Source organism: Paracoccus mutanolyticus (assembly GCF_003285265.1).
Lineage (GTDB): Bacteria > Pseudomonadota > Alphaproteobacteria > Rhodobacterales > Rhodobacteraceae > Paracoccus > Paracoccus yeei.
The window spans coordinates 1,513,903-1,532,839 of record NZ_CP030239.1 but is presented as its reverse complement, the minus strand read 5'-3'; the positions used below and the strand labels follow the sequence as shown (position 1 = coordinate 1,532,839).

At 67.6% G+C, this 18,937-nt stretch carries 15 protein-coding genes, 1 tRNA gene, 5 pseudogenes and 1 riboswitch; of the genes and pseudogenes, 13 read left to right on the top strand and 8 right to left on the bottom strand.

The window, feature by feature from the left end; translation table 11 throughout:
- Nucleotides 1-35 precede the first annotated feature (35 nt).
- On the bottom strand, nt 36-944 hold the full coding sequence (locus tag DPM13_RS08235; protein WP_112887812.1) for a sugar kinase: 909 nt from the start codon (nt 942-944) through the stop codon (nt 36-38).
- Nucleotides 945-1,040: 96 nt separating this feature from the next.
- Nucleotides 1,041-2,481: pseudogene (locus tag DPM13_RS08230) on the bottom strand (aldehyde dehydrogenase family protein).
- A 169-nt stretch (nt 2,482-2,650) separates the two neighbouring features.
- On the opposite strand from DPM13_RS08230, the gene DPM13_RS08225 reads away from it, so the two are divergent.
- The 3 genes from DPM13_RS08225 (at nt 2,651) to DPM13_RS08215 (ending at nt 5,494) form a co-directional block, all read left to right on the top strand.
- On the top strand, nt 2,651-3,307 hold the full coding sequence (locus tag DPM13_RS08225) for a redoxin domain-containing protein (RefSeq protein ID WP_112887811.1): 657 nt from the start codon (nt 2,651-2,653) through the stop codon (nt 3,305-3,307).
- A gap of 187 nt (nt 3,308-3,494) precedes the next feature.
- Nucleotides 3,495-4,406: a glycosyltransferase family 8 protein gene (locus DPM13_RS08220; protein ID WP_189654880.1), complete on the top strand. Its 912-nt coding sequence runs from the start codon at nt 3,495-3,497 to the stop codon at nt 4,404-4,406.
- Nucleotides 4,407-4,462: 56 nt separating this feature from the next.
- Nucleotides 4,463-5,494: a polysaccharide pyruvyl transferase family protein gene (locus DPM13_RS08215; RefSeq protein ID WP_189654879.1), complete on the top strand. Its 1,032-nt coding sequence runs from the start codon at nt 4,463-4,465 to the stop codon at nt 5,492-5,494.
- A 105-nt stretch (nt 5,495-5,599) separates the two neighbouring features.
- Here DPM13_RS08215 and pnp read toward each other — a convergent pair whose 3' ends face one another.
- The 3 genes from pnp to DPM13_RS08205 all read right to left on the bottom strand — a co-directional run bounded on the left by pnp (nt 5,600) and on the right by DPM13_RS08205 (nt 8,785).
- Nucleotides 5,600-7,744, bottom strand: coding sequence for a polyribonucleotide nucleotidyltransferase (gene pnp / locus DPM13_RS08210; RefSeq protein ID WP_112887808.1), 2,145 nt, complete (start codon nt 7,742-7,744; stop codon nt 5,600-5,602).
- A 187-nt stretch (nt 7,745-7,931) separates the two neighbouring features.
- Entirely contained in the window at nt 7,932-8,186 is a 255-nt protein-coding gene (locus tag DPM13_RS24965) for an N-formylglutamate amidohydrolase (RefSeq protein ID WP_262983276.1), read from the bottom strand.
- Nucleotides 8,187-8,206: 20 nt separating this feature from the next.
- Entirely contained in the window at nt 8,207-8,785 is a 579-nt protein-coding gene (locus DPM13_RS08205) for an N-formylglutamate amidohydrolase (RefSeq protein ID WP_262983275.1), read from the bottom strand.
- Nucleotides 8,786-8,973: 188 nt separating this feature from the next.
- Here DPM13_RS08205 and DPM13_RS08200 point away from each other — a divergent pair.
- Both DPM13_RS08200 and ykgO read left to right on the top strand, forming a co-directional pair.
- Nucleotides 8,974-9,048, top strand: a tRNA-Val gene (locus DPM13_RS08200).
- Between the two features lie 84 nt (nt 9,049-9,132).
- The gene (gene ykgO, locus DPM13_RS08195) at nt 9,133-9,258 is read left to right on the top strand and encodes a type B 50S ribosomal protein L36 (RefSeq protein WP_024842876.1); all 126 of its coding nucleotides are present in this window, start codon (nt 9,133-9,135) and stop codon (nt 9,256-9,258) included.
- A gap of 164 nt (nt 9,259-9,422) precedes the next feature.
- On the opposite strand, the gene DPM13_RS08190 is transcribed toward ykgO, so the two are convergent.
- Nucleotides 9,423-9,860, bottom strand: a complete 438-nt coding sequence (locus DPM13_RS08190; protein ID WP_317616416.1) for a DMT family transporter — start codon at nt 9,858-9,860, stop codon at nt 9,423-9,425.
- A 165-nt stretch (nt 9,861-10,025) separates the two neighbouring features.
- Here DPM13_RS08190 and DPM13_RS08185 point away from each other — a divergent pair, with 165 nt between their 5' ends.
- The 4 genes and pseudogenes from DPM13_RS08185 to DPM13_RS08170 all read left to right on the top strand — a co-directional run bounded on the left by DPM13_RS08185 (nt 10,026) and on the right by DPM13_RS08170 (nt 13,119).
- The gene (locus DPM13_RS08185) at nt 10,026-10,820 is read left to right on the top strand and encodes an ABC transporter ATP-binding protein (RefSeq protein ID WP_223252449.1); all 795 of its coding nucleotides are present in this window, start codon (nt 10,026-10,028) and stop codon (nt 10,818-10,820) included.
- 96 nt (nt 10,821-10,916) lie between these two features.
- A pseudogene (locus DPM13_RS08180) lies at nt 10,917-11,498 on the top strand (ABC transporter permease); the annotation flags it as partial.
- Between the two features lie 94 nt (nt 11,499-11,592).
- Nucleotides 11,593-12,627, top strand: a complete 1,035-nt coding sequence (locus tag DPM13_RS08175; protein WP_223252448.1) for an ABC transporter substrate-binding protein — start codon at nt 11,593-11,595, stop codon at nt 12,625-12,627.
- A 45-nt stretch (nt 12,628-12,672) separates the two neighbouring features.
- Nucleotides 12,673-13,119, top strand: a complete 447-nt coding sequence (locus tag DPM13_RS08170) for a type II 3-dehydroquinate dehydratase (RefSeq protein WP_223252550.1) — start codon at nt 12,673-12,675, stop codon at nt 13,117-13,119.
- Between the two features lie 178 nt (nt 13,120-13,297).
- Here the strand turns inward: DPM13_RS08170 and DPM13_RS08165 are convergent, their stop codons facing one another.
- Both DPM13_RS08165 and DPM13_RS08160 read right to left on the bottom strand, forming a co-directional pair.
- Nucleotides 13,298-13,906, bottom strand: a complete 609-nt coding sequence (locus DPM13_RS08165; protein WP_028719160.1) for an HAD family hydrolase — start codon at nt 13,904-13,906, stop codon at nt 13,298-13,300.
- A gap of 14 nt (nt 13,907-13,920) precedes the next feature.
- Nucleotides 13,921-15,432: pseudogene (locus DPM13_RS08160) on the bottom strand (aldehyde dehydrogenase (NADP(+))).
- Between the two features lie 130 nt (nt 15,433-15,562).
- Here DPM13_RS08160 and DPM13_RS08155 point away from each other — a divergent pair.
- The 4 genes and pseudogenes from DPM13_RS08155 (at nt 15,563) to thiS (ending at nt 18,921) form a co-directional block, all read left to right on the top strand.
- Nucleotides 15,563-16,729: a nucleotide sugar dehydrogenase gene (locus DPM13_RS08155; RefSeq protein ID WP_112887805.1), complete on the top strand. Its 1,167-nt coding sequence runs from the start codon at nt 15,563-15,565 to the stop codon at nt 16,727-16,729.
- Between the two features lie 61 nt (nt 16,730-16,790).
- A riboswitch (TPP riboswitch) is annotated at nt 16,791-16,895 on the top strand.
- Between the two features lie 61 nt (nt 16,896-16,956).
- A pseudogene (gene thiD, locus DPM13_RS08150) lies at nt 16,957-17,771 on the top strand (bifunctional hydroxymethylpyrimidine kinase/phosphomethylpyrimidine kinase).
- A pseudogene (locus DPM13_RS08145) lies at nt 17,768-18,701 on the top strand (FAD-dependent oxidoreductase). The pseudogenes thiD and DPM13_RS08145 overlap by 4 nt, the downstream one beginning before the upstream one ends.
- A 19-nt stretch (nt 18,702-18,720) precedes the next feature.
- Entirely contained in the window at nt 18,721-18,921 is a 201-nt protein-coding gene (thiS, locus tag DPM13_RS08140; protein WP_112887804.1) for a sulfur carrier protein ThiS, read from the top strand.
- Nucleotides 18,922-18,937 lie beyond the last annotated feature (16 nt).

Here is an 18,937-nt window from a genome sequence, read left to right as displayed (position 1 = left end):
GCCGCTTGGCTGGCGAAAGATTAATGTATACGCAATCACGCGGCGCCGGTCCGCAGCAGGTCCGGATCGATCAGCGCGCCCGGCCGGCGGATGACCTCGGCCGCGGTCGCATGGCCGCGCGTCGCGGCATGCTCCATGTCTTGGCCCGCCAGCCGCGCGGACAAGTAGCCGCCGTTGAAGCTGTCGCCCGCGCCCGTCGTGTCGACCGGGGTGATACGCTCGGGACAGGGCAGAGGATGGCTGCGCCCCTCGGCGTCGATGCCCAGCATGTCGCCGCCGCCGTTCTTGACCAGCACCTCGGCCACGCCGGCATCGCGATAGCGCGCGGCGGTGCGCGCCGGGTCGGCATCCCCGAAATACTGCGATTCCTCGTCAAAGCTGGGCAGGGCGATATGGGCGACGACGGCGGCCTTCATGATCCAGTCGCGCATCTCGTCGGCATCCGACCACAGGCGCAGACGCATGTTGCTGTCGAAGGCCACGCGCGCGCCCGAGGCAGCAAGCGCCGCCAGCAGGTCGCGGCGCCGGTCCGGGGTCAGGATCGCCAGCGTGATCCCCGAGAAATAGACCAGATCCGCCCCCAGCAGGCAGCGCGCCAGATGGTCGGGATCGTCCGCCAGGCAGCGCGCGGCCGAGGAGTCGCGCCAATAGGTAAAGCTGCGTTCGCCATCCTTCAGGTCGATCATGTAAAGCCCGGGCGCGCGGGTCGGGTGGCGGCTGATGCAGCCGGTGCCGATGCCGGCGCCGGCGATGAAATCGACCATGGCCTGCGAAATCGCGTCCTGCCCCACGCAGGTCAGGTAATCGACCTGCGCGTCCGCCGGCATCAAGGCGCGCAGATACCAGGCCGTGTTGAACGTGTCCCCGGCAAAGGCCTGGCGCCACAGGCCCTGGCCCGCGCCCGACAGCTCCACCATGCATTCGCCGACCGAAACAATGCGCATCCCGTCCCCCAATGATTGCCCGCAGCACGTTAGCGGCAACAGCGAAAATGAAAAGGGCCGCCCGAGGCGGCCCCTGAAGGGATCGGACCCAAGGGATCAGGCGTTCGGGTCCCAGCCGCTGATCTGCTTGCTGTCCATGAACTCCTCGAGCCCCCAGACGCCGCCCTCGCGCGCGCGCCCCGAGGCCTTGACCCCGCCGAAAGCCGCGCCACGGCCCCGGCTTTCGCCGTTCATCTCGATCATGCCGGCGCGCAGCTGCCGGGCCAGCCGGTTGCGGCGGGCGCCGTCCTGGCTTTGGACATAGTTCGTCAGCCCATAGGCGGTGTCGTTGGCGATGGCCACGGCCTCGTCTTCGGTGTCGAAGGGGATGATCGACAGCACCGGGCCAAAGATTTCCTGCCGGGCGATGGTCATGTCGTTGGTGACATCGGCAAAGACCGTGGGCCGGACGAAATAGCCGCGGTTCACGCCTTCGGGCAAGGCCGGGGCCGCCGGCGACCAGGCGGGCGCCCTCGTCGATGCCCTTCTGGATAGGCCTGGACTTGTCCCATTGCTGCTTGCTGACCACCGGGCCGATGTGCCTGCCGGGCTGGTGGGCGGTCGCGACCTGGGTTTCCTCGGCCACCTTGCGGGCCTGTTCCACCGCGGTTTCATAGAAGGAGCGTTCGACCAGCATCCGGGTGGGCGCATTGCAGGACTGGCCGCTGTTGTAGAACACATGGCGCGCGCCCCGCGCGACCGCCTTGTCGTCGGCATCGGCAAAGACCAGGTTCGCGCCCTTGCCACCCAGTTCCAGCGCCACCTTCTTCAGCGAGTCGGCCGCGGCCTTGGTGATGGCGATCCCGGCGCGGGTCGAGCCGGTGAAGCTGATCATCTCGACATCGGGATGGGTCGAAAGCTGGGTGCCGACGCCCTGCCCGTCGCCGTTCACCATGTTGTAGACCCCTTTCGGCAGCCCGGCCTCGTCCACGATCTCGCTGAACAGGACCGAGGACAGCGGCGCGATTTCGGACGGCTTCAGAACGCAGGTGTTGCCCGCCAGGATCGCCGGGATCACCTTCAGCGTGACCTGGTTCATCGGCCAATTCCAGGGGGTGATCAGGCCGACGACGCCGATCGGTTCCCACGCGACCATGCTCGAGGGCGTATCGGGCCGCAGCGGGCGGATGAATTCGAAATTGCGGAACGCCTCGATGAAGGTCGCGATATGGCCCGCGCCGCAACCGGCCTGGTCCTCGACCGCCATGTCCTGGGGGGCGCCCATCTCGTATTCGATGGCGCGGCCCATCTCGGCCTGACGACGCTTGTAGATCTCGAGGATGCGTTCCACACAGGCCAGCCGTTCCGCCGGGGGCGTTGCCGACCAGGCCGGGAAGGCCGCCTTGGCGGCCGCGACCGCGCGGTCCGTATCGGCCTGCCCGCCCAGCGAGATCACGGCGATGGGCTCCTCGGTCGAGGGGTCGATCACCTCAAGGTCGTGGGGCTGGCTGGGCGCCACCCATGCCCCGTCGATATAGAATGCCCGCTTGTCTGCCAGATCGCTCATGCCCAGCCCCTCCGTTGCCGCTTGGTCGGGCGATAGCGTGGCACCAGCCTGCGCGGGGCGCAAGACCGGGCCTACTAACACGACTTCACTTATCGTCTTTTCAAGCCTGCCCGAGGCCCCTATGGTGTGCACCGCACGACAAACCGAAAGGACGCATGCCATGTCCCTGCGCATCAACGACACCGCCCCCGACTTTACCGCCCCGTCGACCGAAGGGCCTATCCGCTTTCACGACTGGGCCGGCGACAGCTATGTGGTGATCTTTTCGCACCCGCGCGACTTCACCCCGGTCTGCACGACCGAGTTCGGCGCCGTCGCCCAGCTTGTCCCCGAATTCGAGGCGCGCGGCACCAAGGTTCTGGGCGTGTCCGTCGATTCGGTCGAGGACCACGGCAAATGGAAGGCCGACATCGAAAAGGTGGCCGGCGTTCCGGCCGACTTCGCCATCATCGACGACAGTTCGCTGACGGTGGCCAAGGCTTACGGCATGCTGCCCGCCGATCACGACCTGCCGACCGAAGGGCGCACCCCGGCGCATACGGCGACCGTCCGCAGCGTCTTCATCATCGGTCCCGACAAGAAGGTGCGGCTGACCATGACCTATCCCATGTCGGTGGGCCGCAATTTCGCCGAGATCATCCGCGCGCTGGACGCGGTGCGCAAGACCGACGGCGTGCCGCTGGCGACGCCGGCAAACTGGGTGCCCGGCCAGGACGTGATCGTGGCCCTGGCGCTGGACGACGCGGCGGCCGAGGCGAAATACGGCGCGCTGGACAAGAAGCTGCCCTATCTGCGGTTCGCCCGCGACCCGGCGTAAGGCCGGGCGGGGCCGCGCCTTAAGGGCCTCGCGGCTCTGGCGAAGGCGGCGGTCCCCGCCGCCCGCGGGCCGCCTGCGCAGGAGCGTGTCTGGCCGCGGCACGGGCCGGGTGACTCTGCGATGTTGCCCGGAATGGAAAAGTCCCATATCAGAGACCTGTCCAGACCCGGAACGAACGGAGCCTTCGTTGACGACGCCGCCCCGTACGGTCAAGGTTGCCTATGTCACCGACCGCGGCTTTCTCAGGCCGACCTTGGTTTCCGTCTGGAGCCTGCTGCAACACCTGAAGGGCCCGGCCGAACTGCACGTCTGGGGCGACGGGTTGCAGGCCGCAGACTGGGCCGATGTCGAAAAGGTCGCTGCGGCAAACCCTCGGGTCGCGCTGCATTGCAAGGATATCGGCAGCGGCTATCTTGATGGCGCGCATGGCCCACAAAGCTATATCTCGGCGGCCACCATGGGCCGCCTGTTCATCCCGCGCCTCATCGACGGTCATGTGCTCTATATCGACGGCGACACGCTGGTGACCGGCGATGTGTCCGAACTGTTCCGGCTCGACCTGGGCAGGGCCTATGCCGGCGTGGTGCGGGATTACACGGTCGCGCATTGGCTGTCCGATCGGGATGGACGATCAGGCTTGCGCGAGGAGCGGCTTTCCGAAATCCGACAACTGATGTATCCGGCCCCGGCGCAGGATTACTTCAACGCCGGGGTGCTTTTGCTAAATTGCGACGCCCTTCGCGCGGAACCGGCCTTGCTGGAGCGGGTCGCGGATGTCGTCGCCGCCTCGGCCCGCAGTCATGGCGACCAGGACCACCTGAACGCCCTGTTCCGCGGCAATGTCGTCCAGCTGGACCTGCGATGGAACGCGTCCTGGGGCCGCATCCGGAAACACCGCGCGCACCTGTCGCGCAACGCCACCCCGGCGGCCGGCGCCCTGCCCGGCAGGGGATCTGTCATCCTGCACTACCACGGACCGGAAAAGCCTTGGCGGGTCACGGGTTGGGATATCTGGTCCTCTCGTGGACGGGCGACCATGATCTACAAACGGGCCCTGCGCCGCTTTCTGCGCAAGCACCCCGATCTGCGCCCGACCTGACCAGAGACGACACGCATCACGCGCTTCGGTGCAGAGGCAGACTTCAGGAGCTGGATTTGACGCAAGACCATCGCGCCCCCTCGCAAGTCAAACGCCCCCGTGCCCTTCTGGTGGGGCATCTTTCCACCGTGGGCGACGTCGAGGTCCTGCGGCAGATCGAGCGGCGGCTCGATGCCTTGGGCATGGATTATGACGTTTCCCCCTATACCGATGCCCGGCTGACCGTGGACCGATCCTGGCTGGACAAACACGGGCTGGATCCGCGGCGCTATACGCATCTGATCGTGATCTGCGGACCCTTCACGCCCCAGATGGCCGTGCAGCATGACAGCATCTTCGGCCGGTTCCAGCATTGCGTGCATATCGGCGTCAATCTGACCATGGTGGAGCGGCTTCAGGACTTCAATCCGTTCGAGGTCCTGCTGGAGCGCGACAGCGACAGGACCGCGCGCGCCGACCTGAGTTTCCTTGAAACCCCGGAGCCGATGCCGGTCGTGGGCCTGTGCCTTGCCAGCCCGCAGCGCGAATATGGCGCGCGTCGCCGCGGCGATCTGGCGGCCGAGAGGCTGCGCCGCCTGATCCGGGATGCCGGCGTGGCCTTCATCGAGCTGGACACGTCCGTGCCCGCCGAAACCAACCGCTTCGGCCTGTCCAGCGGCGCCGAGTTCGAGGCGATCTGCCGCCGGCTTGACGCCATGCTGACGACAAGGCTTCATGGCATGGTGCTGGCGCTCAAGAACGGCATTCCGACGCTGGCGATCGACCCGGTGGCCGGGGGTGACAAGGTCACGCGCCAGGCGCAGGAACTGGGTTGGCCCGAGGTGTTCGACGCCGAAGCCGCACGCGATGACGACCTCGCGGCGGCGCTTGTGCGTTGCCTTTCCCCGGAAGCCCGCGAAAGGGCGGCGCGCATCCGGGACGCGGCGGTTGCGTCGCTTGCGGATTTCGACGCGCAGTTTGCCGCCGCGCTGACGGTTCCCGCCGATCCGGCGCTGCGTGCGGATCTCGTGCCTCAGGTCAGCCGGGTACAGGCCTGGCGCAAGCGGTTCAAGGCCTGGAAACGCGCGCGAAGAAACCGGCGTCCGTAGGCCCCGATCCGCTCCATTGCGGCCCGGCCTGAGACGATATGTGCAGCTCGGCAGCAATGAAAAAGGCCCCGCAAATTCGGGGCCTTTCCGGAACTGTCGGTCCGATCACTCGGCCGATTCTTCCTTCTTCTCGGGGGCGATTTCCTCGCCGGTTTCCTGGTCGACCATCTTCATGCCCAGGCGGACCTTGCCGCGGTCGTCAAAGCCCAGAAGCTTGACCTTGACCTCCTGGCCTTCCTTCAGGATCTCGTTGGGATGGTTCAGGCGCTTCGAGGCGATCTGGCTGACATGCACCAGGCCGTCGCGCTTGCCGAAGAAGTTCACGAAGGCGCCGAAATCGACCAGCTTCACGACCTTGCCGGTATAGACCTTGCCCTCTTCCGGCTCGGCCACGATCGAATAGATCATGTCATAGGCCTTCTTGATCGAATCGGCGTTGGCCGAGGCGATCTTGATGACGCCGTCGTCGTTGATGTCGACCTTGGCACCGGAAACCTCGACGATCTCGCGGATGACCTTGCCGCCCGAGCCGATCACTTCGCGGATCTTGTCGGTCGGAATGGTCATCGTCTCGATGCGCGGGGCATGGGCGCTGAACTCGCGCCGGCCCTCGGTCAGGGCCTTCGACATCTCGGCCAGGATGTGCAGGCGGCCATCCTTGGCCTGGGCCAGGGCCTGGCTCATGATCTCGGGGGTGATGCCCGCGACCTTGATGTCCATCTGCAGGCTGGTGATGCCGTTCTCGGTCCCGGCGACCTTGAAGTCCATGTCGCCCAGGTGGTCTTCGTCACCCAAGATATCGGTCAGAACGGCATATTTGCCGCCGTCTTCCAGCACCAGGCCCATGGCGACACCGGCGACCGGCGCCTTCAGCGGCACGCCCGCGTCCATCATCGACAGCGATCCGCCGCAGACCGAAGCCATCGAGGACGAACCGTTCGATTCGGTGATCTCGGACACGACGCGGATCGTGTAGGGGAAGTCGGTCGGCGCCGGCAGCACGGCTTGCAGCGCGCGCCAGGCCAGCTTGCCGTGGCCGATCTCGCGGCGGCCGGGCGAACCGACGCGGCCAACCTCGCCGACCGAATAGGGCGGGAAGTTGTAGTGCAGCAGGAAGTTCGAGCGCGAGTTGCCGTGCAGCGCGTCGATGATCTGTTCGTCGTCGCCGGTGCCCAGCGTGGTCACGACCAGCGCCTGGGTTTCGCCGCGGGTGAACAGCGCCGAGCCATGGGTGCGGGGCAGGATGCCGACCTCGGACACGATGGGGCGGACGGTCCGGTTGTCGCGGCCGTCGATGCGGGCGCCGCCGTTGATGATGTCGCCGCGCAGGATGCCCGATTCCAGCTTCTTCAGGGCCGAGCCCAGGTTGGCATCGGCCAGTTCTTCCTCGGACAGGCCGGCCAGAACCTTGGCCTTGGCGGCCTCGATGGCGTCGCGGCGCTCACCCTTGTCGCGGATGGCATAGGCGGCGCGCATGTCCGTCTCGCCCAGCGATTTCACGCGGGCGTAAAGCTCGGAATAGTCCGGCGACTGGAAGTCGAAGGGCTCTTTCGCGGCTTCTTCGGCCAGGTCGATGATCAGGTCGATCACCGGCTGCATCGCCTCGTGGCCGAACTTCACGGCGCCCAGCATCTCGTCCTCGGTCAGCTCATAGGCTTCCGATTCGACCATCATCACGGCGTCCTTGGTGCCGGCGACGACAAGGTCCAGACGCTGTTCGGGATTGCCGCGCAGGTTGTCCATGTCCGCGACATCGGGGTTCAGCACATATTCGCCATTGGCGAAACCGACGCGCGCGGCGCCGATCGGGCCCATGAAGGGCACGCCCGAGATGGTCAGCGCGGCCGAGGCGGCGATCATCGCCACGATGTCGGGGTCGTTGACCAGGTCATGCGACAGCACGGTGCACATCACCAGGACTTCGTTCTTGAAGCCGGGGGCGAACAGCGGGCGGCAGGGACGGTCGATCAGGCGCGCGGTCAGGGTTTCCTTTTCCGACGGGCGCGCCTCGCGCTTGAAGAAGCCGCCCGGGATCTTGCCGGCGGCATAGTATTTTTCCTGGTAGTGCACGGTCAGCGGGAAGAAGTCCTGACCGGGCTTGGGTTCTTTCGCGAAGGTCACGTTGGCCATGACGCTGGTTTCGCCAAGCGTGGCGATGACCGAGCCGTCGGCCTGACGGGCAACCTTGCCCGTTTCCAGCGTGAGCGTTTCCTGGCCCCACTGGATGGATTTCTTCACTTCATCAAACATCTGGTTTCCTCTGGGCGACGCCAGCCCTCTGGTCCGCGCCCTTGTCCTATGGCGGCCCCATTGCCGCCCGCCCCTATCCTTCGCATGTGCCCCGGGGCATGGGCGTCACGTCGCAGATGGGCGGGGGATACAGGAAAACAAGGGGTTTGGGAAGTGGTTTGCAGGCCCGGGTCCGGCCCGCCCGGGCCTATTCGGCGGCGATGGCCGGGCCGCAGGCATCGGGCCGCAGCCGCGCCAGCCGCGCGACGATCCGGGCGAAGCGCGCGGCAAAGACGTCGAAATCGGCGCGCGGCTCGATCAGGCGTTCGTCCATGTAAAGCGAGCGGTCCAGTTCCAGTTGGACGACATGGACGTTGCGCGCCGGACGCCCATAGGCCGCGGTGATATAGGCGCCTGAAAACGGCGAGTTGCGGCGCAGACAAATCTCTGTAAACCGTACCAACAGATCTTCCAGTGTCCGGACTAATAATAGCCGCCGTTGCGGTCGCGGGCGACGATCGGGGTGCGGCGGGGCAGGTGCGCCAGCGCGTCCCGGGGCATCGAATGCATGTCGATCAGGATCGCGCCGCCAAAGCGGTCGAGCGATTCGTCGATCAGCCCCGCCAGCGCCCGGTGATAGGGCGCCCAGAGCCGCGAGATGCGCAGGTCCGCCTCCTCTCGGGCGATGGGGCGATCGTGAATCGCCCGGCCCTGCGACACGACGCGGGGAATCACCCCCAGCCCCGCCATGATCCGCGGGCTCATCACCCGGGGCATCGCGCCCGAGACGACCAGCGGGTCCATCTCGTCCGCGCTGCGGTTCAGGTCGACCAGGCTGCGCGGGACCAGCGAATTCAGCACGACCGCCCCGTGGTCCAGCGCGGGTTCGATCAGCCGGTCCACGAAGGCGTCCTCGGACGAGCGCAGGTGGCGCGCCTCCAGCCGCGATTCCGCCAGGAACCATTCGGGATAGCAGCGCCCCGAATGGGGCGAGGCGAAGATGACCCCGCCCAGCCATTCGGCCGGGCGCCGGAGGTCGAAGCTGCGCTCTTCCAGGTTCATATGCGGTTTCCCAAAGAACGGACGGGGCTTGGCTGGGCGGGAATGCCGGGCTGGACAGCATGGTTATAGCCCAAGTTCGGCCGCGGCCAATATGGATTGAAAAGGACTTGAAACCCCTTGCGGCGGTCTATATAGAGCCGCAGACCAAGGTGAGATGGCGGCGCAAGCCGACAGAATCGCCGGTTTGGGGGCGGTTAGCTCAGCGGTAGAGCACTACGTTGACATCGTAGTGGCCACTGGTTCGATCCCAGTACCGCCCACCATTCATTCGCGCCCCCGGGCATTGACCGGGGGTATTTCGTTTTCAAGGCGCGACCACAGCGATGCGCCGCGATAGGAGAAGACCGATGAAGGTTCGCAATTCGCTCCGCTCGCTCAAGAGCCGCCACCGCGATTGCCAGGTTGTGCGCCGCAAGGGCCGCATCTACATCATCAACAAGACCAACCCGCGCTTCAAGGCCCGCCAGGGCTGAGCAGCCGGACACCGGACAGGAACGCCCGCCGCGGAAGGCCCCGCGGCGGGCGTTTCGTCATGCGGACATGGCCCTGATCGGCGGCCCGGCGTTCCGGTCGCGGCACGGCCGGACGGGGGCCGACTGCCCCCGCACCCCCGTGGGTATTTGGGCAAGAAAGAAGATCAGAAGCGCGACAGGACCAGCCCGCCGCCGACCATCAGCGCCGCAAGCATCCGCGGCACCGAGATGTCGCGCACCGGCAGGCCGAAGGCACCGATCCGGTCGAGGACGATGGCCGCGACGATCTGGCCCAGAGCCACGGCGCAGATCGCGGTGAAGGTGCCCAGCCGCGGCAGCGACCAGACCATCGCCCAGACATAGAAGGCCCCCAGGAACCCGCCGAGCCACAGCTGCGGCTCGGCGCTGAAGGCCCGGCCAAAGGACCGGCCCTGCCCCAGCGCCAGGGCGACCCCGGCGAGAATCGTGAAGCCCACTCCGAACGAGATCGCCGCCGCCACGATGGGGCTTTCGACGCGCCGGGCGAGGCCCGCGTTGATCGGGGCCTGGACCGCGATGCAGACACCGCCGAGCGCGATCAGGATGGCGGCAAGAAGGGTCATGGGCATTGGCGGGCTCTGGCTTGGATGCGGAAGGACCAGATTGCGCCGGGGCGGGGGCGGGCGCAATCCCCCGACCGGGCTTTCCGGGTTGCCCCCGCCGGCCCCATGGCTATCCTGCGCCGAAATGGCATACCAGAAGGGGGGCTGGGCCGCATGGAGCCAACCGTGCATCTGCGATCCGTCGACATCAGTTTTGCGGTTCCGGGACGGCCGCCCTTTCACGCTGTCCGTGGCGCCGAACTGTCGGTCGGGCCCGGCGAGTTCGTATCCATCGTCGGGCCCACGGGCTGCGGCAAGTCGACCCTGCTGAACGCCGCCGCGGGGCTTTTGACGCCGGCCGCCGGGCAGGTCGTGATCGAGGGCCAGCCCTTGCAGGGGCTGAACCGCAAGGCGGGCTATCTGTTCCAGGCCGACGCGCTGATGCCCTGGAAGACCGCCGGCGACAATGTGGCCATCGGGCTGGAGGTCGCGGGCGTGCCCCGGCGCGAGGCCGTGGCACGGGCGCATGACTGGCTGGTGCGCGTGGGCCTGCGCGGCTTTGCCGACCGCTATCCGCACATGCTGTCGGGTGGCCAGCGCAAGCGCGTCGCCCTGGCCCAGATGCTGATCCGCGATCCCGACATCCTGCTGATGGACGAGCCCTTCGGCCCGCTGGACGCCCAGACCCGGCTGATCATGCACGACCTGCTGCTGGCGCTGTGGTCGGAAAACCGCAAGGCGGTGATGTTCGTGACCCATGACCTCGAGGAAGCCATCGCCCTGTCGGACCGGGTGGTCATCATGTCGACCGGCCCCGGCGCGCGGATCATCGGCGATTTCCCGATTCCGCTGCCGCGGCCGCGCGACATGGCCGAGATCAGGCTGACGCCCGCCTTCCAGGACCTGCACCGCGACATCTGGCATCTGCTCAAGGAACAGGTCATGCGCACCTATGGCCATCAGCCGGGGGTGCCGGCATGAGCCGGGGCCTGCTGTTGCTGCTGCAAGTGGCGGTTGCGGTCGTCGCGATCCTGCTGTGTCATCTTTTAATAATATCCGATAATCTTGCCTTATCGGATGTTCTTCTTCTCGACGGCAAAAGTCCCGCCTCCAGTGCCTGTGCCTGGTTCGCGGACGGCCTCGATCTGGTATCACCTGTGGATCACCCTGTCCGAGGCGGTGCTCGCCTTTGTGATCGGCGCGCTGGCCGCCGTCGTGCTGGGCTTCTGGTTCGCGCGCAGGCCGCGGCTGGCGGCGGTCTTCGACCCCTATGTCAAGGGCGCGAACGCCCTGCCCCGGGTGGTGCTGGCACCGATCTTTACCCTGTGGTTCGGCCTGGGCATCTGGTCCAAGGTCGCGCTGGGGTTCACGCTGGTGTTCTTCATCGTGTTCTTCAACGTCTACCAGGGCGTGCGCGAGGTGAACCGGACTGTGCTGGAAAACGCCCGGATGCTGGGCATGTCGGAACGCCAGCTGCTGCGCCACGTCTATCTGCCCTCGGCGCTGAGCTGGGTGTTTTCATCGCTGCATACCTCGATCGGCTTTGCGGTCGTCGGCGCGGTGGTGGGCGAATACCTGGGCTCGGCCGCGGGGCTTGGCTATCTGATCGCGCAGGCCGAAGGCATGTTCGACATCGCCGGCGTCTTTGCCGGCATGTTCGTGCTGTCGGCCTTTGTCCTGCTGATCGACGGGCTGGTCACGGTGATCGAGCGGCGGCTGCTGGTCTGGCGCCCCGCCCCCGACCGCCATTCGGATGCTTTGGGAGGAGAAACCGATGAAAACGCGAAACCTGGTGCTGGCGGCCGTCCTGTCCCTGGCGGCCCTGCCCGCCGCAGCGGCCGAGCAGGTCAAGATCGCCATCGGGGGCGCAAGCTGCCTGTGCTATCTGCCGACGGTCCTGGCCGACCAGCTGGGACTTTTCGAAAAGCACGGCATCGACGCCGAGCTGATCGACTTCAAGGGCGGCTCGCAGGCGCTCAAGGCCGTGGTGGGGGGCTCGGCCGACGTGGTCTCGGGCTATTACGAACACACGATCAACCTGGCAGCCAAGAAGCAGCAGCTGTCGGCCTTTGTGGTCTATGACCGCTTTCCGGGCATCGTCGTCGTGGTCGCCCCGGACGAAACGCAGAACATCAAGTCCATCGCCGACCTGGCCGGCAAGACAGTGGGGGTGACGGCGCCCGGCTCGTCGACCGACTTCTTCCTGAAATACCTGCTGGGCAAGGCCGGAAAGGCGCCGAACTCGGCCTCGGTCGTGGGCATCGGGCTGGGGGCCACGGCGGTGGCGGCGCTGGAACAGGGCCAGGTCGATGCAGCGGTGACGCTGGATCCGGCGGTGACGGTGCTGAAGGCGCGCTTCCCCGACCTGGGCATCCTGGCCGACACCCGCAGCGAGGCCGATACCGAGACGCTGTTCGGCAGCGACTATCCCGGCGGCGCGCTTTACACCATGCAGACCTGGATCGACGAACACCCCGAGGCGGTCAAGGGCATGGCCGCCGCCATGATCGAGACGCTGGATTACATCCACAGCCATTCGCCCGAGGAGATCATGGCCCGGATGCCGCCCGGCATGGTCGGCGCCGACAAGGAGGCCTATCTGGCCGCGCTGACCGCCAGCATCCCGATGTATTCCGAAACCGGCCTGATGGATGCCAAAGGGGCCGAGACGGTCCACGCCGTCTTTGCCGCCGGCTCGCCCGAGGTCAAGGCCGCGAACGTGGACCTGTCCAAGACCTACACCAACGCCTTTGTCGAAGAGGCGCGCGCCGCGATGAAGGCGCAATGACGGATCCCGCGGCGGGGCTTTCCCGCCGCGCCAACCCCCGAGGACATCATGGCCACCGTCTATATCCTGAACGGCCCGAACCTGAACCTGCTGGGCCAGCGCCAGCCCGAGATCTATGGCAGCACCACCCTGGCCGATGTCGAACGGGCCTGTGCCGATCTGGCTGGCGAACTGGGCTTTGAAACGCGGTTCTTCCAGTCGAACCACGAAGGCGTCATCGTCGACACGATTCACGAGGCCCGGCACCAGGCGGCGGCCATCGTCATCAATCCGGGCGCGCTGACCCATACCTCGGTCGCGATCCTGGACGCGCTGAACACCTTCGACAACCCGGTGATCGAGGTGCATATCTCGAACATGCCGCAAGCGCGAAAGCTTTCGATCCTCCTAGGTCAGCCGCGCGCCGAAGGGCCTATCGCGGGCCTGGGGACGAACGGCTACCTGATGGCGCTGCGCCACCTGGCGCCGCTGATCGGATCGCGCACCGCCTGACCCAAGAAAAATCCGCGCGCGCCGGGATGGCCGGACGCGCGCGATGATCGCGGGACCGGCGGGACCGGGCCGCGACGAGGGGATGAAAGGACTTGACCAAAGACTGCGCTCAAAGCGGACCGGACGGGTGCCGGCGGGGTCTTGGTATCGCGCTTGTATGAAAACCGTGTGAAACCGGCTAAAGAACGCCGCGCGCCGCCAGGGCGCGAAGCAGTTCGCCCGCGCCGGTGAACCGGATGGCGTCGATCCCCAGGGCGCGCGCGCCTTCGACATTGGCCGGCGAATCGTCGACAAAGATGCAGTCGCCCGCGTCCAGCCCATTGCGGTCCAGAAGCAGCCGATAGATCGCGGGCTCGGGCTTGAGCAGCCCGGCCTGGCCCGAGACGACCACATCGCGAAAGACCCGGCCCAGCCGCGGATAGGCGTCAAGCGCCATCGGCCAGGTTTCCGCCGCCCAGTTGGTGATCGCGAACAGCGGGACCTGGCGCGCCAGCAGCAGGTCGATCACCTCCCATGCGCCGGGCACGGGCTTTTCGATGGTGACCGGGAAGGCCGCCAGATAGCCCTCCAGCGGGTCGGCAAGGCTGCCGTGGTCCGCCCGGGCGGCGGCAAGGCCATCGGCAAAGCTGCGCCCGCCATCCTGAACGCGGTTCCAGTCGTGAAAGGCGATCCGCTCCAGCCAGGCCTCGGCCGCCTCGCGGGTGTCGAAGACATCCGCGAAGGCCAGCGCAGGGTCCCATTGGATCAGGACCATGCCCAGGTCGAAGATCACGCTTTTGCGTGCCATCCGCGCGGCGCCGGTCAGCGCAAATCCTCTGGCAGCAGCCCTTGTGGGAAGTTCTGGTAGCTGACGGGTCTGAGGAACCTTCGGATCGAGAGGGTTCCGACGGAGGTTGCGCCGAAGTTGGTCGAGGCGGGATAGGGGCCGCCGTGGACCATGGCGTCGCAGACCTCGACCCCGGTCGGAAAGCCGTTGACCAGCACCCGGCCTGCCTTGCGCTCGAGGATCGGCAGCAGCGCCTGCGCCGCGGCCAGATCGGCGTCCTCCATGTGGATCGTCGCCGTCAGCTGGCCCTCGAAGCCGCGCGCAAGGGCGGCCATCTCCTCCGGGTCGCGCACCCGCACCACCAGGCCCAGGGGCCCGAACACCTCCTCGCCAAGCGCGTGGTCCTGCAGATAAGCCTCGGCCGTGGTCTCATAAAGGTTCGGGCGCGCCATGCGGCCCTCGCTCTCGGTCGAGAGCACCGGGGTGACCGCGTTTCGCGCCTCGAACCGGGCCTGGCCCTCGCGATAGGCCCGGGCGATGCCCTCGGTCAGCATGACCTGCGCCCCGGTCCGTCCAGCGCCGCGCGGGCCTGTCGCAGCGCCTGTCGCATGCTCGCCCTCCAGCACCACCGCGATGCCGGGGTTGGTGCAGAACTGCCCCGCCCCCATGGTCAGGCTGCCGGCCCGCCGGCGCCCAGGGCGTCCGCCCGCGCGGCCAGCGCATGCTCCAGCAGGAACATCGGGTTGACCGAGCCGAGCTCGCCAAAGAACGGGATCGGCTCGGGGCGCGACGCGCACAGGTCGAACAGCGCCCGCCCCCCCGCGAGGCTGCCGGTGAAGCCCACCGCCTTGATCAACGGATTGGTCACCAGCGCCGTGCCGACATGGCGGTCGCCGCCCTGGATCAGCGAGAACACACCCGGATGAAGGCCCAATGACGTGATCGCCGCATGAACCGCCTCGGCCACGATCTCGCCGGTGCCGGGATGGGCGGAATGGCCCTTGACCACGACCGGGCAGCCGGCCGCGAGCGCCGCCGCCGTGTCGCCCCCGGCGGTCGAGAAGGCCAAGGGAAAGTTCGAGGCGCCGAAGACCGCGACTGGGCCGATCGGGCCGCTCCAGCAGGCGGATGTCGGGGCGCGGCAGCGGCTGGCGCTCGGGCAGCGTGGGATCGACGCGGCGGTCGAGATAGTCGCCCTTGCGGATATGGGCCGCAAACAGCCGCAGCTGGCCGGTGGTGCGGCCGCGCTCGCCCTGCAGCCGCGCCTCGGGCAGGCCGGTCTCCTGCGTGCCGATCTCGGTGATCGCCTCGGCGCGGGCCTCGATCTCGTCGGCGATGGCCTCGAGAAAGGCCGCGCGGCTTTCGCGGGTGGAATAGCCATAGGACCAGAAGGCCTCCTCGGCCGCCGCGCAGGCCCGCTCGACCAGCGCCGGCGTGCCCACGCTGAACCGGTGGACCGGGCCAGAGGCCGGATCCGAGGCAAACGTCGTCTCGCCAGAAACCCAGGCGCCCGCAATCAGGTGACGACCGTGAGGGGTGAAAACCATCAAGAGTATCCTTTCCATCCTGGTGACCCTCTGCATGCCAGTTTGGTATACCAGAATCAAGCCTTGGCCCGTGGGCATCCCCCTTGCCCCATGCTAAGGACGGTTCACGCTATCGTTGGGGTGGGGGACGATGAAGATCACGGTCGCAGGTTTGGGTTACGTCGGCATGTCGCTGGCGGTCCTTTTGGCCAAGCACAACAAGGTCGTCGCTCTGGATATCGACGAAACCCGGGTCGGCCAGGTCAATCGCCGCCAGTCGCCCATCGAAGACACCGAGATCCGCGACTGGCTGGCCCGGCAGGATCTGGACCTGTCGGCCACGACCGAGGCGGCCGATGCCATGACGGACGCGGCCTTCGTCATCGTCGCGACGCCCACGAACTATGACCCGCGGTCGAATCATTTCGACACCTCCAGCGTCGAGGCGGTGATCGCCCAGGCCCGCCGGCACGCCCCCGACGCCACCGTCGTCGTCAAGTCCACCGTCCCGGTGGGTTTCGTCGCCCGGATGCGTGCGCAGCACGGTTACGACGGCATCCTGTTCTCGCCCGAGTTCCTGCGCGAGGGCCGCGCGCTTTACGACAACCTGCATCCCTCGCGCATCGTGGTGGGCGATCACGGCCCGGCCGCGCGTCGGTTCGCCGATCTGCTGGTCCAGGGGGCCATCCGCAAGGACATGCCGGTGCTGTTCACCGGCGCCGTCGAGGCCGAGGCGATCAAGCTGTTTTCCAACACCTACCTCGCGCTGCGCGTGGCCTATTTCAACGAGTTGGACAGCTATGCCCTGTCGCGCGGCCTGAACACCCGCGAGATCATCGAGGGCGTCTGCCTGGACCCAAGGATCGGGGCAAATTACAACAATCCCAGCTTCGGCTATGGCGGCTATTGCCTGCCAAAGGACACCAAGCAGCTGCTGGCGAATTACGACCAGGTGCCGCAGAACCTGATCGCCGCCGTGGTAGAGAGCAACCGCACCCGCAAGGACTTCGTGGCCGACCAGATCATCGCCCGCCAGCCCCGTGTGGTGGGGGTCTATCGGTTGGTGATGAAGGCCGGTTCGGACAATTTCCGCGACAGCTCGATCCAGGGCATCATGAAGCGGATCAAGGCCAAGGGCATCCCCTGCATCGTCTATGAGCCCGCTCTGCCGCAGGACCAGTTCTTCAACAGCCCGGTCGTGCGCGATCTCGACGCTTTCAAGGCGCAGGCCGACCTGATCATCTCGAACCGCCAGCACCCGGATCTGGCCGACGTCGCGGACAAGGTCTATACCCGCGACCTGTTCGGCGTGGACTAGCGCCCCCCTTGCCTTTGCCCCCCTTGCCTCGATCGCCCCGGCGGTCTAGGGTGTCACGGAATTTCTACACTTGGGGAGCCCCGCAACGGGGCTGAGAGGTGCCGGGCACCGACCCATCGAACCTGATCCGGGTCATGCCGGCGTAGGGAAGGGTAGAGCGTCGGGGCCAAGGCCGAATGACGCCCATATCCCCCATGCGCCCCAGGCCCGCAACGAAAGGCGGGGCCATGTCCCATCCGATTGCACTGACCATCGCCGGCTCGGACAGCGGCGGCGGCGCGGGCATCCAGGCGGATCTCAAGACGTTTTCCGCACTGCGGGTCTATGGCGCCTCGGTGATCACCGCGATCACGGCGCAGAACACCCGCGCCGTCGCGGCGGTGGAAGCCGTCAGCCCCACCATGATCGGCGCGCAGCTGGACGCGGTCTTTGGCGACCTGGACATCCGCGCGGTCAAGATCGGCATGGTCGGCGGCCCCGAGGCCATCGCCGTGGTGGCCGAGCGGCTGGCGGCCTTCCTGGCGAACGACCCGGTGCCCGTCGTGCTGGACCCGGTGATGGTCGCGAAATCCGGCGACCCGCTGCTGCCCGCCGATGCCGTCGCCAGCCTGCGCGACCGGCTGCTGCCCCTGGCGACCGTGCTGACGCCGACCTGCCCGAGGCGGCGCGGCTGCTGGGCCTTGCCCCCGCCGCGACGCCGGACGCGGTGGCCGATCAGGGCCGCGCGCTGCTGGCCCTGGGGCCCGCCCATGTGCTGATGAAGGGCGGCCATGCCGCAGGCGAGACCTGCACCGACCTGCTGCTGGGTCCCGAACCCCTGACCCTGTCGGCGCCGCGCCAGACCACGCGGAACACGCATGGCACGGGCTGCTCGATGTCTTCGGCCATCGCGGCGGGGCTGGCCCGGGGCATGACGATGCCTGACGCGGTGCGCGCGGCCCATGGCTGGCTGCAAGGCGCCATCGCCGCCGCCGATACGCTGTCGGTCGGCCTGGGCCACGGCCCGGTGCATCATTTCCACGCCATCTGGGGGCAGGCATGACCGAGATCACCATCCTGGGCGCCGGGGTCATGGGCCTGAGCATCGCGACGGAACTGGCCGGGCGCGGCGTGATCGCCCGCATCATCGACCCGGCCGGCAAGCCCGGATCGCACGCGTGCAGCTGGCGCGCCGGCGGCATGCTGGCCCCCTGGTGCGAGGCGGAAAGCGCCGAGCCGGTGGTCGTGCGCCTGGGCGCGGGTGCCGCCGACTGGTGGGAAAGCCACGGCGCCGAGGTGACGCGGCGCGGCACGCTGGCCTTGCCCCGTCGCGCGACCGCGCCGACCTTGACCGCTTTGCCCGGATGGCGCAGGCGCATCGCCCGCTGGACGCCGAGGCCATCGCCGCCCTGGAGCCCGAGTTGCAGGGCCGTTCCCGCGCGGGCTGTTCTTCGAATCCGAGGCGCATCTGAACCCCCGCGCCGCGCTGATGGCGCTGCGCGACGGGCTGGCCGGCCGCGGCCTGACGATCGAGACCGAGGGCGATCCGTCCGGCCTGACCGTCGATGCCCGTGGCCTGGCCGCCCGCGACGCGCTTTCGGACCTGCGCGGCGTCCGAGGCGAGATGCTGGTGATCCGCTGCCCCGAGGTGGCCCTGACCCGCACCGTCCGTCTGCTACATCCGCGCATTCCGCTGTATGTCGTGCCGCGCGGCGATGGCGTCTACATGATCGGCGCCACCATGCTGGAGTCCGGCGGCAAGCATCGCGTCACCGCCCGGTCCGCGGTCGAGATGCTCAGCGCCGCCTATGCCCTGCACCCGGGCTTTGCCGAGGCCGAGATCCTGGAGCTGGGCGCCGATGCCCGCCCGGCCTTTCCCGACAACCTGCCCCGCCTGCGCCGGCGGGGGAACACGCTGTTCGCAAACGGCCTTTACCGCCACGGCTATCTGCTGGCCCCCGCCATGGCGCGCTGCCGTCGAATATCTGCTTGATGGCAGTCATGTCCTTCTGGTGAAGATCACCCTTAACGGAGAGACGCGCGACCTGTCCGGCCCGACCGTGCAGGACGCGCTTGTCGAGATCGGACTGGGCGCGGCGAAGGTCGCGACCGCGCTCAACGGAAACTTCCTGCCGGTCCAGACCACATGCTCGGTCAAGTTGCCCTCTGTCGGAGCGACGTTGGAGGTCGTGGCGCCATCGTATCGGAAGTAGTCCGCCTTCAGCCACC